The sequence below is a fragment of the Nocardia sp. NPDC041819 genome (assembly GCF_055590505.1).
The window spans coordinates 178,048-192,347 of the sequence record NZ_JBVJAP010000006.1; the positions used below are offsets into that span (position 1 = coordinate 178,048).

The 14,300-nt window shown below is 69.1% G+C and carries 13 protein-coding genes; 7 read left to right on the forward strand and 6 right to left on the reverse strand.

The window, feature by feature from the left end; all coding sequences use genetic code 11:
• Window positions 1–93 precede the first annotated feature (93 nt).
• Both ACZ6DL_RS19805 and ACZ6DL_RS19810 read right to left on the reverse strand, forming a co-directional pair.
• Window positions 94–1,278 (reverse strand): NAD(P)/FAD-dependent oxidoreductase, encoded by a 1,185-nt coding sequence (locus ACZ6DL_RS19805; protein WP_466052958.1) that lies wholly within the window; start codon window positions 1,276–1,278, stop codon window positions 94–96.
• Between the two features lie 95 nt (window positions 1,279–1,373).
• Window positions 1,374–1,598 (reverse strand): nuclear transport factor 2 family protein, encoded by a 225-nt coding sequence (locus ACZ6DL_RS19810; RefSeq protein WP_466052960.1) that lies wholly within the window; start codon window positions 1,596–1,598, stop codon window positions 1,374–1,376.
• Between the two features lie 125 nt (window positions 1,599–1,723).
• Between ACZ6DL_RS19810 and ACZ6DL_RS19815 the strand changes: the two genes are divergently transcribed.
• Window positions 1,724–2,614, forward strand: a complete 891-nt coding sequence (locus ACZ6DL_RS19815) for a LysR family transcriptional regulator (protein ID WP_466052962.1) — start codon at window positions 1,724–1,726, stop codon at window positions 2,612–2,614.
• A gap of 253 nt (window positions 2,615–2,867) precedes the next feature.
• Here the strand turns inward: ACZ6DL_RS19815 and ACZ6DL_RS19820 are convergent, their stop codons facing one another.
• Window positions 2,868–4,097 (reverse strand): alpha/beta fold hydrolase, encoded by a 1,230-nt coding sequence (locus ACZ6DL_RS19820; protein WP_466052964.1) that lies wholly within the window; start codon window positions 4,095–4,097, stop codon window positions 2,868–2,870.
• A gap of 181 nt (window positions 4,098–4,278) precedes the next feature.
• On the opposite strand from ACZ6DL_RS19820, the gene ACZ6DL_RS19825 reads away from it, so the two are divergent.
• On the forward strand, window positions 4,279–4,839 hold the full coding sequence (locus tag ACZ6DL_RS19825; protein WP_466052966.1) for a TetR family transcriptional regulator: 561 nt from the start codon (window positions 4,279–4,281) through the stop codon (window positions 4,837–4,839).
• Between the two features lie 170 nt (window positions 4,840–5,009).
• Here the strand turns inward: ACZ6DL_RS19825 and ACZ6DL_RS19830 are convergent, their stop codons facing one another.
• Window positions 5,010–6,710, reverse strand: a complete 1,701-nt coding sequence (locus ACZ6DL_RS19830) for a putative PEP-binding protein (RefSeq protein ID WP_466052967.1) — start codon at window positions 6,708–6,710, stop codon at window positions 5,010–5,012.
• Window positions 6,711–6,855: 145 nt separating this feature from the next.
• Between ACZ6DL_RS19830 and ACZ6DL_RS19835 the strand changes: the two genes are divergently transcribed.
• Genes ACZ6DL_RS19835 through ACZ6DL_RS19850 form a run of 4 tightly spaced genes read left to right on the forward strand, consistent with a single transcriptional unit; the run spans window position 6,856 to window position 10,885 of the window.
• Entirely contained in the window at window positions 6,856–7,623 is a 768-nt protein-coding gene (locus ACZ6DL_RS19835) for a DeoR/GlpR family DNA-binding transcription regulator (RefSeq protein ID WP_063051310.1), read from the forward strand.
• On the forward strand, window positions 7,620–8,570 hold the full coding sequence (gene pfkB / locus ACZ6DL_RS19840) for a 1-phosphofructokinase (protein ID WP_466052969.1): 951 nt from the start codon (window positions 7,620–7,622) through the stop codon (window positions 8,568–8,570). The genes ACZ6DL_RS19835 and pfkB overlap by 4 nt, the downstream gene beginning before the upstream one ends.
• A gap of 11 nt (window positions 8,571–8,581) precedes the next feature.
• On the forward strand, window positions 8,582–10,606 hold the full coding sequence (locus ACZ6DL_RS19845; RefSeq protein ID WP_466052971.1) for a PTS fructose transporter subunit IIABC: 2,025 nt from the start codon (window positions 8,582–8,584) through the stop codon (window positions 10,604–10,606).
• Between the two features lie 21 nt (window positions 10,607–10,627).
• Window positions 10,628–10,885 (forward strand): HPr family phosphocarrier protein, encoded by a 258-nt coding sequence (locus tag ACZ6DL_RS19850; RefSeq protein ID WP_466052973.1) that lies wholly within the window; start codon window positions 10,628–10,630, stop codon window positions 10,883–10,885.
• Between the two features lie 124 nt (window positions 10,886–11,009).
• On the opposite strand, the gene ACZ6DL_RS19855 is transcribed toward ACZ6DL_RS19850, so the two are convergent.
• On the reverse strand, window positions 11,010–11,900 hold the full coding sequence (locus tag ACZ6DL_RS19855; RefSeq protein ID WP_466052974.1) for an alpha/beta hydrolase: 891 nt from the start codon (window positions 11,898–11,900) through the stop codon (window positions 11,010–11,012).
• Window positions 11,901–11,965: 65 nt separating this feature from the next.
• Window positions 11,966–12,523 carry a TetR/AcrR family transcriptional regulator gene (locus tag ACZ6DL_RS19860; protein WP_466052975.1) on the reverse strand — a complete coding sequence of 186 codons (558 nt, stop codon included), beginning with the start codon at window positions 12,521–12,523 and terminating at the stop codon, window positions 11,966–11,968.
• A gap of 397 nt (window positions 12,524–12,920) precedes the next feature.
• Between ACZ6DL_RS19860 and ACZ6DL_RS19865 the strand changes: the two genes are divergently transcribed.
• Complete coding sequence (locus ACZ6DL_RS19865; RefSeq protein ID WP_466052977.1) at window positions 12,921–14,300, forward strand: DEAD/DEAH box helicase; 1,380 nt, start codon at window positions 12,921–12,923, stop codon at window positions 14,298–14,300.

A 14,300-nucleotide genomic window follows, 5' to 3' on the forward strand; every position in this document is an offset into this window, starting at 1 on the left:
GAATCCGGCCACCCTGTGCGGCATCCGCGAGCAGGCATCGCCGCACAGGGTGGCCGAGTCACCATCGCCGGGGAGATGACGGCTTTCGGTGCCCTACCCGACCGCTACAGTCGTGTTCTCGCGCTGGGCCAGCAGCGTCGGCCGGTGCTTGCCGTCTTTCAACCAGCGGTGTGAACCGGGCTTGCGGGCCTCGGTCGCCAGGTGCTTGATGCCGGCTTCGCAGGCGATTTCCTTCAGTTTCTTGCCCATGGATCCGCTGAAGTAGAGCCGCATGCCGGTCTCGTTCTTGTGACCGAGCTGGTAGATCCCGGCTTCCCGGCCGAAGCTGAGGCACATGGCGATGAACGACAGGTCGATCGCCGAGGGCTGCTCACCCGAGATCCGGCGCAGCAGGGTGTCGGCGGCGTGCGCGCCCAAGCAGTAGGCGACGTAGGCGCTCATCCGGAACGGCAGATTCGACGGCGCCGAGCAGTCGCCCGCCGCGACGATGCGTTCGTCGTCAACGCTGGTCAGGGTCTCGTCGGTGAGCAGACGCCCGGCGGCATCGGTGCGCAGCCCGCTACGGTCGGCCAGATCGGGCACCCCGAAGCCCGCCGTCCAGATCGTCACGTCACTCGCCAGCGTCCGGCCGTCACCGAGCTGCACGGCCTCGCGGGTCACCGCGGTGACGGCCGCCTCCGAGCCCTCGATGACGGTCACTCCCAGCTCGGCGAGGTACTTGTGGGCCGTGCGCCGCGCCTTGGGATGCAGGTACGGAACGAGGACATCACCGCAGACCAAGGTGACCGCGCGCCCCTGCTCGGCCAGCTCGGCGGCGGTCTCGACTCCGGTCGGGCCGCCCCCGATCACCGTCACCGCGGCCGTCACGGGTGTGTCGAGGAGTACCGACCGCAACCGCTGTGCCGCCTCCAAAGTCGCTACCGGGTAAGCGAACTCGGCCGCACCCGGCACCCGCAACGTAGGGCTGCCACTGCCCACCGCGTAGATCAGATAGTCGTAGCCGATCGTGCCGCCGTCGGTCAGTACCACCGTGCGTTCGGCCGCGTCGATCCGCTTCACGCTGTCGACCACCAGCTCGACACCCTCGGCCAGGATGTCCTGGTACTCGACGACCGCCTCGTGGGTGTCGCCCACCAACTGGTGCAACCGCAGCCGCGGGACGAAGACCGGGCGGGGGTTGATCACGGTCACCCTGACGTCGTCGCGCTGCGTCAGGCGATTGGCGGCCATCACGCCGGCGTATCCGCCACCGACCACGACGACTTCGTACTTGTTCATTGTCTTTCCTTCGTTTGGTGAGGGCTTCGGGCACAGGACACCGGTGGGACCCGTCCCCGTGACTGCCGGTGAGGCGGGGTGGAGGACTTTCGGTTTCAGTGGTGGTTGGTCAGCGGCGCACCGGGCAATGGCGTCGAGTCGAGGTAGCGGACCTCGTGCCGCCCGACGAACTCCTTGTCGATGTGCGGCCACCGCATCACCGCGTCGGGTGTGAACAGACGTGCGACACGGTCGAAGTCGCGCATCGTCACCGCGTCGGTGACCTCGCCACACAGGGCGGTGATCTCGCCCCGGTCCACGATCACCAGCGGGTCGCTCATCGGGTTGGCCTCTCTGTCGGTCTGTCCACCGGGGCTTGTGCCGCGGTGACAAACCCAGCTTCGCGGCAGACCGACAGCCGATCAACGTAAGCTTTGTGGACCGATTGATAACTCTGGAGTTATTCGTGGAGCTACGCGATATCGAGATCTTCCTGACGCTGGCCGAGGAATTGCACTTCGGCCGCACCGCCGAACGCCTGCACGTGTCCCAGGCCCGCGTCAGCCAGGCCATCCGCGCCCAAGAACGACGCATCGGCACGGCACTGTTCGAACGCACCAGTCGCCGCGTGCAGCTGACACCGGTCGGTCGGCGCCTGCGCGAGGACCTACAGCAAGTCCACGACCTGCTCCAAGCCGCACTCGCCCGCGCCGAAGCCGCCGGGCTCAGCGCAGGCCAGACCCTCAAGATCGGAGTATTCGGGCACGCCGGTCACGAACTGCGGCCCCTGTTCGAGACGTTCCGCACCCGTTATCCGGGTAGCGGCGTCACGTTCGGCGAGGTCAACGGCGCCGATCCGTTCAACGCGCTCCGCAGCGGGGAACACGATGTGAACGTGCTGTGGCTACCCGTCCTCGAACCCGACCTCACCGTCGGCCCCACCGTGCTCACCGGCCGCCGCGTACTGGCCGTCGCCACCGACCATCCACTTGCCCAACGCGGCTCCGCGTCCCTGGAAGATCTCGCCGACAACCGTGTTGTCGACTTCGGTCCCGACGCCCCCGACTACTGGGTTGCGTCCATGGTCCCCACCCACACACCGCAGGGCCGTCGCATCCCGCGCGGGCCGATCGCACGGACCTTCCACGAGATCCTTTCCCTGGTCGCGTCCGGGCAGTGCGTCCACCCGCTGGGTGAGCTCGCGGCCCGTTACAACACCCCCCCAGGCATCGCTTTCCTGCCCATGCCCGACGCCCCCGAACTGCAATGGGCCCTGACCTGGCGCTCCACCGCCGACAGCGCCGCGATCCGCGCCCTGGCCCGCACCGCCGCAGACTTCGGCCCAATCCAGCTGTGAGCCAACAGAACCCGCTATTCGACGACACCGCACGCCGACGGCGCGGCAGAAGAAGATCGCTGCCCACCGGCCGGACACGACTCGCGCCCCGCCGCCGGATAGGACAGACCCACACCGGCAACAGCATGGGTTATCACGACGGCGACGGGGTGCCGCACGGCCACGGGCCATCTTCGGAGGAAAGTGGCTGCGGGCGATGTCGGAGTAGGAGAACGGGCCAAGGGCCAAGACGGCTTCGAGCAGCCCGGTGGGCTCACTCGGCGCTCGCTCGAGCGAGCGCTTCATCGGCGAGAGCTACCGCCGCCTCGTCCGGCGCGTACGTGGCCAGCGCGGCGACGAGGTCACGGATATCGCTGCGAACCGACGGTGCCTGCTGGGCGTGGCGGGCGATGTCGAGTTCGTTGGCGATGGTCAGGACGGCGAAATCGCGGAGTTCGGTTCCTTCGATCGTCTTCGAGCCACCGGTGAATCTGTCGGTCACGGGCAAGGGCCGTCGGCCGAACTCGCGATAGGTGCGCGCGCGATCGCATGCGCCGTAGAGGTACACCAGCGCCGCCGCGTCGGGGCCGATGACGTGATGCAGCCGGCGGCGATCCGTGGTCGGCAGCAGGGCGTGCCGGAACCCGTCGGTGCCGTATGACGCGTGGCAGATCGACGCCAGCCGGGTTCGTGGCGCGGCGTTCCATTCGACCGTGAGGGCGTGCACGCGGCGAAGGTGTTCGAACAGGGTCCCGCCTGGGTGATCGATCCGTTCGGCGCCGAGCATGCGCTGCAGCTCGAACGCCCGGTGGACGACGTCGTCGGTACCGAGCCACTTGGTGGCGTGCGCCGAAACGATGCGGGCGAGTTCCTCTGGGGCGTCGCGAGCGACCAGATGCCCGGCGTCCGGTACGCGGGTAACGGTGACGCGTCTGTTGGCCGTGCGTAGCCGGTCCACGTCGGCGTCGCCGAGCGGAGACCGTGGTCCTCCCCGCACGAGCAGGATGGGCAGGTCCGATGCCGCGACGATCGTGTGGAGTTCGGAGCGGGACGCGAGAATGTCGTCGGCGAGCTCGGGATCGCGGGCGAGGAGTCCGTGGTCGTCGAGCCAGCGGCGGGCGCGATCCGCATCGATATCGGGAACGACGTCCACGAGCACGAGGCCGGCGACACGCCGCGCGACGGACGACTCCGCGAGGGCGGCGACGGTGGCGAACCCTCCGAGGGAGGCGCCCACCACGACGATCGGCGCCGGTTCGCGAGCCACCATCTCGATCACGTCGTCGGCGATCGCCCGCAAGGTGGTCGCCCGTCCGGAACTCTCGCCGTGCCCGCGCAGATCGTAGGCCACCGTCCGCAGTCCGCACTCGGTCATCCCCTCCGTGACCGGTGCCCAGACGTCGCGACGTTCTCGGCCCGCGTGCAGCAGCAGGACCGTGGGGCCCGCGCCGGTCACCGTGGCTCGAAGTGTGACGTCGCGCAGCGTGAGGGTCATGTCTGTCATCGCCGATCCACCTCCGCGCCGAATCTCCCTCTCGGCTTCATGATTTCGACCATCGAGACACCCTCTCCGATTTACCTTGAGCCGTCGAGGTAACGGTACGCAAGGAAACCTTGGCTAGTCAAGGTAGGATTCCGAGGTGAACAATTCGAGAACGCGCAGATCACCGGACGAAGCCCGTCGGTTGATCCTCGACGCCGCGGCTTCGCTGCTGGCCGAGGGAGGCGTCGCCGCTGTACAGGTGCGCGCGGTGGCAGCGCGGGTCGGGATGACCGACGCCGGCGTCTCCCATCACTTCGGCAATCGCGAGAAGCTGCTCGCCGAACTGCTTCGCCATGGTGGACGCGGGCTTCGAGCCGCGCTCCGAGACGTCATCGCCGCATGGCTGGAGCACGGCGCCGATGTCCTCGAGCTCGTCGAGTCGCTCGAGTCCGTCTATCGGGGCGGCTACGGCGAACTTGCGGTGGCGCTGCACGCGGCCGGATGGCGCGACCGTGGTGCCGGCATGCTCGACCCGGTCGTCGACGCCCTGCATCGGAGCCGGCCTCCCGGAAGTTCTCTCGACGAGACACGACTCGCGGTCGCGGCCCTCCACCAGGCGATGGCAACCGAGCCCCTCTACGGCAGCGACTTCCGTCGGAGCGCCGGCCTCGCCGGTGCGGCAGCGCAAGACTCGACCGCTCAGCTGCGCTGGTGGGCAAACCAGCTCCAACGCGCGCTCGGCATCGAACCGGCGCGCCGTTGACCGAGAGCGGTCAACGCCCGCCGGCTACTTGATGCGTTCACGCGTAATGACTTGCGGCGGAGGTCCATTCGCGTACATTCGCGGCGAACACACACCGTCCGCGGCGCGATAAGCGGATCACCGCCGAGCACGACGCGGTGAAGATCGAACCCTCAGGGTGCCGCAGATGGTCAGGCGCCGGACACCTGGTCGAGAATCGCTCGCACGGCCGCACGAGCAGCGGCCGGGTCGGTCGCCGCCAGCGCCGCGGCCCCGGCGCGCTCGCACTGCTCATGGGTCACCTCGGCGAGCCCCGCTCCCACCGCGGCGACCGCGCCGGCCGCCATGGACAGCGATCCGACGCCGAAGCCGACCAGCACACAAGCCAAGGCCGGATCGGCCGCTGCTTCACCACACACCCCTACGGGCTTGCCGAGGCGCTGACCCGCGGCCGCGGCACGCGCCACGAGAGCCAGCACCGCCGGCTGCCAGGGATCGGTGAGGGCGGCCAGCGCCGGAGACATCCGGTCGGCCGCCATCGTGTACTGCGCGAGGTCATTGGTGCCGACGGAGAGGAAATCGACGTGGCGCAGAATCGCCTCCGCGGTGAGCGCGGCGGCCGGCACCTCGATCATCGCGCCAGGGATCAGTCCGCGGTCGCGCACCTTCTCGGCGAATGATGCCGCTTCGGCCGCCGTCGAGACCATCGGCGCCATCACCCCGGGCGCAGGCACACGGCCGACGGCGGCCCGCGCGATCGCGTCGAGTTGCCGGTCGAGGATTCCGGCATCGCGCGCGGCAATGCGAATACCCCGCACCCCGAGCGCGGGATTGGCCTCGTCGGGATGGTCGGCGAACCGCAGCGGCTTGTCCGATCCGGCGTCCAGGGTCCGGATCACCACCTTCGCACCCGCGTACGCGTCGAACACTTCGCGGTAGACGCGCTCCTGCTCCGCTACCGCGGGCTCCGTTTCCCGGTCCAGGAAACACAATTCGGTGCGGAACAGGCCGACGCCTTCGGCCGGTGTCCGGCGCGCCGCCTGCGCACCCGAGCCGTCTTGGACGTTGACCAGCACTTCCACCCGGTGGCCGTCCGCGGTGGCCCCCGGTCCGGCCCAGGAGGCATCACGAGCCGCCCGGGAACGGAACTGCTCGACCGCGCGTGCCGCAACCTCGGACTCGGGCTCGATGACGATGCGCCCGGACGAGCCGTCCAGCAGGACGTGCGTACCCGCCGCGACTGCATCGAGACCGGCCACCGCGACGACGCAAGGAATGCCGAGTTGCCGCGCGATGATCGCCGTGTGGCTGGTAGGCCCCCCGAATGACGTCGCCAAGCCGATGATGAGCGAGGGATCGAGCCCCGCCGCATCCGCGGGCGCGAGGTCGTCGGCGAGCAGGATCGCGGGCTGCTCGGGCAACGGGATGCCTGGTTCGGGTGCGCCCGCCAGTTCGGCGACGACCCGATCGCAGACGTCCCGGAGGTCCGTCACGCGTTCGGCCATCATTCCGCCGAGCTCGGCGAACATCCCGGCGAATCGGTCGGTGGCCGCGACCGCCGCCGCACGCGCCGGTGTGCCCGCCGCGATCAGCTTCTCCGCCGCACCGAGCCAACCGCGGTCGGTGGCCATCGCGGCGTTCGCGGCGAGCACTTCCGCGGCGGCGCCGCCGGCCCGCGCCGCGCGCCCCCGCAAACGATCCGCGACGGTCGTCGCCGCCGCCACGAATGCCGCCTGCTCGGATGCCCGACCGGACTCGGGGATCAGATCAGTCGACTCGTCAACGCGTGGTCGAGCGACCGGCCGGACTGCGGGCGCGCACGCCACTCCGGGCACTGCCGGTGTGCCGTCCAGTACTACTGATCCCACTTCTACCTGCGAAGATCTCGTCATCCCTCGCCTACCTCCACGCCTGAACCGGCGACCCCGATTCCATACCTGCCAGACCATCGATGTGATCCAGACTACGCCAAACCATTGACAAAGCAACACAGTCAGATATAAAACAACATAAACCAACATCGAATCGGGAGGTCGGATGTACGCCGAGGAACGGCAGCAGGCCATCGCGACGCTGGTCGGGCAACGAGGGCGCGTGTCGGTCACCGAGCTGTCCGACCAATACGGCGTCACGACCGAGACGGTCCGGCGCGATCTCGCGGTCCTCGACCGGATGGGCCTGATCAGACGTGTACACGGCGGCGCGGTGCCCGCCGCCGCGCTGACCGCGATCGAACTCGGCACCGGCGAACGCGAGCACACCCGCGCGGCGGAGAAGGACCGCATCGCCAAGGCTGCTCTGGACTTCCTGCCGCCCACCGGCGGCAGCGTCCTGTTCGACGCGGGCACCACCACCGCACGAATCGCCGCCCTGCTGCCCACCGACCGCGAGCTCGTTGCGGTCACCAACTCGGTGCCGATCGCGGCGCGGCTCAGCGGGCACGCCGCGGTGCGGTTGCACCTGCTCGGCGGGCGCGTGCGGGGCGTCACCCAGGCCGCCGTCGGCCCGGAGACCCAACGCATGCTCGCCGAACTGCGGGTCGACGTCTGCTTCCTCGGAACCAACGCGCTCACCACCGCGCACGGCCTGTCCACTCCGGACATCGACGAGGCCGCGATCAAGCGCGCCATGGTGGCCAGCGCGCACCGCGTCGTCGTGGTCGCCGACTCCACCAAGATCGGCCGCGAGGATCTGGTGCGATTCGCCGAGATCGAGGACGTCGACGCCCTGGTCACCGACACCGGCGTGCCGGATTCGGTGCGCAACGAGCTCAGCGCGTCCGGCCTCGAGGTGGTCACGGCGTGATCGTCACGCTGACCGCGAACCCCAGCATCGACCGCACGGTGACCCTGACCGAGGCGTTGCACCGGGGCGCCGTGCACCGCGCCGCCTCTGTGAGTTCGCATCCCGGCGGTAAGGGCGTCAACGTGTCGAGAGTGGTCGCCGCGGCGGGCCACGCCACCGTGGCCGTGCTGCCCGGCAACACCGAAGACCCGCTGCTGCGGCAACTGGGCAGCGCCGGCATCGCCTACCGGGCTGTCCCGATGCCAGGGACGGCGCGGACCAATCTCACGATCGCGGAAACCGACGGAACCACGACGAAGATCAACGAACCCGGTCCCCCGCTGACCGCTGCCTGCGCGGCTTCCCTGGCCGAGGCGCTCGACGACCTCGCCCGAGCCGCGTCCTGGGTGGTGCTGTCCGGTTCGCTCCCGCCGGGAGTGCCCGCCGACTGGTACGTCGCATTGCTGCGGCGGCTGCGCGGCATTCCGGTGGCGATCGACGCCTCGGATGCGCCGCTGCGGGCGGTCGCCGCCACCTTTGGTTCCCACCCGCCGAGGTTGCTGAAACCGAACGTCGAGGAACTCGGTCAGCTCACCGGCGCCGACCCCGCCGACCTGGAGGATCCGGTGGCCGCCGCGCGTGCCGCCGCGACGCTGGTCGAACGTGGCGTCCGGGCGGTTCTCGCGACTCTCGGCAAGGCGGGGGCCGTCTTGGTCACCCCGGATGGCGCCTGGTATGCGCCAGCACCGAGCATGACACCGCGCAGCACGGTCGGTGCGGGGGATTCGGCCTTGGCCGGTTACCTGCTCGCCGACCTCGACGGTGCCGAGCCCGCCGAACAGTTGCGCCGCGCGGTCGCCTACGGCAGCGCTGCCGCAGCACTTCCCGGTACCGGCGTACCCGGACCGCATGACATCGATCTCGACGCCGTCTCCGTCACGGCACTGGACGCCCTGCACAACATCTGAAGGAGGCCATGGTGGCCGACTCGATCATCTCCGAGGATCTGATCACCCTCGACGCCGATCTCGGCCCCGCCAAGGAGCTGGTGATCGCCGCACTCGCCGAACGCCTGGCCGAAACCGGCCGTGCGCAGCAGGCGGCGGCACTGCGCGACGCGGCGCTCGCCCGGGAAGCCCAGTCCGCGACCGGACTTCCCGGTGGGATCGCGATTCCGCACTGCCGCGCCGCGACCGTCACCGAAGCAACTCTCGCGTTCGCCCGGCTCGCCTCGCCGGTCGATTTCGGAGCCCCGGACGGTCCCGCCGACCTCGTCTTCCTGATCGCCGCGCCGGAGGGCGCGGGGGCCGAGCACATGAAACTACTGTCCAGCCTGGCGCGTGCGCTGGTGAAGCCCGAGTTCATCGGCGAGCTGCGCGCGGCGGCGACGCCCGCCGACATCGTGGCCTCGGTCGAGGGTGTGCTCGACGCACCGGCTACCGCTACGACGCCGCGCACCATCACCGCCGCGGCGAACACTCCCGCGGGTACGGCACGCGGGCACGAGGCACCGGCTGCCGAGCGCACCATCGTCGCGGTCACCGCATGCCCGACCGGGATCGCACACACCTACATGGCCGCCGATGCCCTCGTCGCCGCAGGTAAACGCGCCGGTATCACCGTGCACGTGGAAACGCAGGGGTCCAGCGGCAGCACCCCCCTCGGTGACTCGGTCATCGCGTCCGCCGCCGCGGTGGTATTCGCCACCGACGTCGGCGTGCGCGGGCGCGACCGGTTCGCGGGCAAGCCCGTGGTGGCCTCCGGGGTCAAACGGGCGATCAACGAGCCGGACGCGATGATCGCCGACGCCCTGCGCGCCGCGGACGATCCCGGCGCCGATACCGTCGCCGGCCGCGCGCCCGACGAAAAGCCCTTCCCCGCCGAGAAACCGGAAGCCCTCGGCTGGGGGACCCGACTGCGCCAGATTCTGCTGACCGGCGTCAGCTACATGATTCCGTTCGTCGCGGCGGGTGGCCTGCTCATCGCGCTCGGCTTCCTGCTCGGAGGCTACGAGATCGCCGACAATGCCAAGGCCATCGTCCTGGACAACTCGCTGACGGCGTTGCCCGATGGCGGTCTGGCCACCTATCTCGGCGCGGTGATGTTCCAACTCGGTTCGCTTGCATTCGGTTTCCTCGTGCCCGCGCTGTCGGGCTACATCGCCTTCGCCGTCGCCGACCGCCCCGGCCTCGCACCGGGTTTCACCGCGGGAGCGGTCGCAGTGTTCGTCGGGGCCGGATTCCTCGGCGGTCTGGTCGGCGGGCTGATCGCCGGGTTCGCGGCGCTGTGGATCGCGCGCTTCGCGGTGCCGCGGTGGGCCAGGGGCCTGATGCCGGTAGTGGTGATCCCGCTGTTCGCGTCGCTGATCGTCGGCGCGGCCATGTTCATTCTGCTCGGCAAGCCACTCGCCGCGGTGACCAGCGGACTCACCAACTGGCTCAACGGGCTGTCCGGCACGTCCGCCGTCGCGCTGGGAGTCATCCTCGGCTTGATGATGTGCTTCGATCTCGGCGGTCCGGTCAACAAGGCCGCCTACTCGTTCGCTGTGGCCGGACTGGCCGTCACCGATACCGCGTCACTGCGCATCATGGCCGCGGTGATGGCCGCGGGCATGGTGCCGCCGCTGGCGATGGCGCTGGCCACCACGATCAGACCCCGGCTGTTCACCACCGCCGAACGCGAGAACGGCAAGGCGGCTTGGCTACTGGGGGCGTCGTTCATCTCCGAGGGCGCCATTCCGTTCGCCGCTGCCGACCCGCTGCGCGTCATCCCGTCCATGATGACGGGCGGCGCGGTCAGCGGAGCGCTGATCATGGCCACCGGAACCACGCTCAGCGCACCGCACGGCGGCATCTTCGTCTTCTTCGCCGTCGGCCACATCCTGTGGTTCCTCGCCGCGCTCGCCGCGGGCACGCTCGTCGGCGCGCTCTGCGTGACGGTCGCCAAAGAACTGGTCCGCACCCGATCCACCGTGTCCTCCCCCGCCACCGTCACCGCTGGATAATCCCCCCGAAAAGGAGTTCCCATGCTGCAGACAACCGTCGAAGTCGGCTCGTCCATCGGCCTGCACGCCCGTCCCGCCAACATCATCGCCGAAGCTGTCCAGGCCGCGGGCGTTACCGTCACCCTCTCGCTCGCCGGCGGCGATCCGGTCGACGCGGGCTCGGCGCTGATGATCATGACTCTCGGCGCCACTCAGGGCACCCCGGTCGTGGTCAGCAGTGATGACCAAGCCGCTCTGGACAAGGTCGCCGCACTGGTTGCCGCCGACCTCGACGCCTGAGCGGCCCACGATCGTTCCTCGAGCACAGGGGCTCCGGGCAGGGCAACACGCCGAGTGGCGCCGGCGGCGGATCCCGGAGGGCGATCAGGCCGCGGCACGTGCCGATCACCCACTGCCCGGGGGGTCACTTGCGCAGGTGGCGAACGAAGAAGTCGCGCGCGGCGGTCGATGCCTGGCCGAACTGTTCCTCGTACACCGAGAAATGGCCCCCCTCGATCAGTTCGAGCTGCTTGGGTTCCAACGCCTCGGCGTAGCTCTGCAACGCCAGCTCGGTCGGTGTGAGGGTGTCGTTCGCGGCAACGATCATCAGCAGCGGGGTGGGTGAGACCCGGCTGATGAAGGCTTCGGGAGCGTAGGACTGGAACTTATCGATACTCGAGACCGTCACTTCGTTACGCCAAGTGGGAACCTGAGGCCCGTTGTCCATGAGCCACCGGTAAACCTCTGCGCCGGGCATGGCAACCAGTTCCGATGGATCGTCCGACGCCGCCTTGATCGTGGCATGCGATGCGCCGGCGAAGCGCTGCTCCCGATCGTCGGCGATCGCCTCGTGCACGAGGGGCAGTTGCACCGCCGGAACCAATCGCGTGAAGGTCGCCCAGCCTCGAGTCAGGGGCACCTGCGACACCACGGCGCGGACCCGGCGGTCCGTGGCCGCCACCACGAGCACATGCGCGCCCGCGTAGCTCGTCCCCCATACCCCGATTCGTTCCGCATCCACGCCCTCGAGCTGCTGCGCGAAGGTGATCGCATCCCGGTATCCGTCGATCTGCGCCACCGGGTCCACCTCGAAACGAGGCTCGCCGTCGGAGGTTCCGAACCCGGGATGGTCGTAGACCAGGCATGCGAGGCCCGCGTCGGCCAGCACTTCGGCGAAGGGGGCGACCCACTCCTTCACTCCCGCGAAACCGTGCGTCATCACCACCAGCGGTGCGTCAGCCACTGTCTCTGCCGGGCGGTACAGCCACCCCCGCAACGTCACACCCTTACTGGCGAACTCCACATCGGCGCGCACGGCGAGCCCCTTTCATTACAGAATGGAACGTAATGATGCGAGGGTAGTGGCGCTCCCGAGTGGCGTCAATCACACTTGGCGAATCCGACGGCGTCCAGCGCGGATCGCACGGTCAGCCGTACCAGACGCTCATCGATGGGGCCGACGGCCGGAAACAGCGCACGCATCATCATCGGCCCGGTGATCAGATCGCAGATCCATTCCGGGTCGGTCCCCGGCGCTATCTCGCCCCTTGCCACCGCCCGATCCAGGATGGAAGCGGTGGATCTGCGGCGAGGCCGCAGAAATCGCTCATGGAAACTGACCGCGAGCGCCTCGTTGCGCGACAAGTCGTCGAGCAGGCCGGGCAATGCGTTGCCCAAGACTTCGTCGGTGAACAACTCCATCTGGTGGCGCTGGATCGCGAACAATTCCGCCTCGATACCGCCCAGATCCTCCGAACCGGGATGTACCCCGTAGCGGTCGATCAAGACCGCGACCACCAACTCGGCCCGGTCCGCGTAACGCCGGTACAGCGCCGGTCGCGTCGTCGCCGCCTCTTCGGCCACCGCTTGCAGGGTGAGCGCGCCGTACCCACGCTGCGCGATCAGCCGCGCAGCGGCGTCGAGCAGTGCTCTGTCCACTGTGCGGTTCCGCGGCCGCCCCACACTCGGCAAGTCTTGACCGTCAAGCATCCGACCACCGTACGACTTCCGATAACGCCCGCGAACCAGGTCGGTGGCGTGGCGACCATTTATCCTCTGGCGGAGATGACACTGGCGGCCCAACCCTGGCCAGAGGCGAGAAACCTCACCCGATGCGTACGAACCGCCCATCACAGGCTATTGTCGATCGAGTGCGTGACAAGTCACGCCAAGCGTCGTAGATCGCATTCGCAACCAGCGCTTGCCGCATCCGCTCTTCTTACGGCGATCGATTTTGCCCATCGGCAATCTCGCCATTTCGTGCCCCCGGCGCGGACCCGGAAGGTCCACAGACGGCTCGGGCACCACCTGATGTCCGAAAGGCACCGCACCACCTATGAGTTCTGCTGACATCTCTTTCGCCGCGCTCGGCGTGAGCGCCCCGCTGGTGAAGGCGTTGACTCGCGCCGGGATCACCGAACCTTTTCCGATCCAGACCGACACCCTGCCCGATTCGCTGGCCGGCCGCGACGTGCTTGGCCGTGGCCGAACCGGCAGCGGCAAGACGCTCGCCTTCGCCATCCCGATGGTCAACCGTCTCGGCGGCGGTCTCGCCGGTAGACGCGCACCGAGCCGCCCGACCGGCCTGGTGCTGGCGCCGACTCGGGAATTGGCCAGCCAGATCACGGCCGCGCTGGAACCCCTCGCCGCGGCCTATCGCATGACCGTCACCACGATTTTCGGTGGGGTCCCGCAGAACCGGCAGGTCCGGGCGCTGCGCGCCGGTATCGACATAGTCGTCGCCTGCCCCGGCCGGCTCGAGGATCTGATGAACCAACGTCTGATCTCGCTGGATGCCGTCGAGGTCACCGTGATCGACGAGGCCGACCACATGGCCGACCTCGGGTTCCTGCCAGGCGTGACCCGCATTCTCGCGGCCACCCCGAATGACGGTCAGCGCCTGCTGTTCTCGGCCACCCTGGACAACGGGGTCAACAAGCTGGTCAGCCGCTTCCTGCCGGACGCCAAGCTGCATTCCGTCGATGAGGCGAACTCCCCGGTCGCCGCCATGACACATCACGTTTTCGAAACCGCGAGCGTCGAAGCCAAGCGCGAGGTCGTACACCGGCTGGCCTCCGGCTCGGGTCGGCGAATCCTGTTCATGCGCACCAAACATCAGGCTCGCAAACTGGCCAAGCAGCTGACCCTCGCCGGAATTCCGGCCGTCGATCTGCACGGCAACCTCTCGCAGGGCGCCCGCGACCGCAACCTCGCGGTCTTCGCCGCCGGTGATGCCCTGGTGCTGGTGGCGACCGATGTGGCCGCGCGCGGCGTGCACGTCGACGGTGTCGAGCTGGTCGTGCACGTTGATCCGCCCGCCGAACACAAGGCGTACCTGCACCGTTCGGGCCGTACCGCGCGGGCAGGCAACTCCGGTGAAGTGATCACCCTGGTGCTGCCCAGCGAACGACGCGACCTGGCCGACCTCATGCGCAAGGCCAAGATCACTGTGACCCCGCAGCGGGTCACCGCCGATTCGCCCGTGGTAGCCGAGCTCGTCGGCACGATTGCCCCATTCGTCGCCCCCTCCTACAGCGAGCGGGCGGCACGTGAAGACGACCGCCGCAGCAGCGGCGGCCCGTACCGTAGCAGTGGCGGACCGCGCAGGGGCGGTGGCCGACCGCGCCAAGGCAGCGGCCGTCGCAACGGCAGTGCGGCGCAAGGTGGGTCGCGCGCCAAGCCGCGCGCTCACTCCGCGCGCGGAACGGCCGCATAG

What these genes read in the sequence shown, in the direction of transcription:
- ACZ6DL_RS19805 (WP_466052958.1), bottom strand. Translation starts at nt 1,278, where the DNA reads ATGAACAAGTACGAAGTCGTCGTGGTCGGTGGCGGATACGCCGGCGTG.
- ACZ6DL_RS19810 (WP_466052960.1), bottom strand. Translation starts at nt 1,598, where the DNA reads ATGAGCGACCCGCTGGTGATCGTGGACCGGGGCGAGATCACCGCCCTG.
- ACZ6DL_RS19820 (WP_466052964.1), bottom strand. Translation starts at nt 4,097, where the DNA reads ATGACAGACATGACCCTCACGCTGCGCGACGTCACACTTCGAGCCACG.
- ACZ6DL_RS19830 (WP_466052967.1), bottom strand. Translation starts at nt 6,710, where the DNA reads ATGACGAGATCTTCGCAGGTAGAAGTGGGATCAGTAGTACTGGACGGC.
- ACZ6DL_RS19835 (WP_063051310.1), top strand. Translation starts at nt 6,856, where the DNA reads ATGTACGCCGAGGAACGGCAGCAGGCCATCGCGACGCTGGTCGGGCAA.
- ACZ6DL_RS19850 (WP_466052973.1), top strand. Translation starts at nt 10,628, where the DNA reads ATGCTGCAGACAACCGTCGAAGTCGGCTCGTCCATCGGCCTGCACGCC.
- ACZ6DL_RS19865 (WP_466052977.1), top strand. Translation starts at nt 12,921, where the DNA reads ATGAGTTCTGCTGACATCTCTTTCGCCGCGCTCGGCGTGAGCGCCCCG.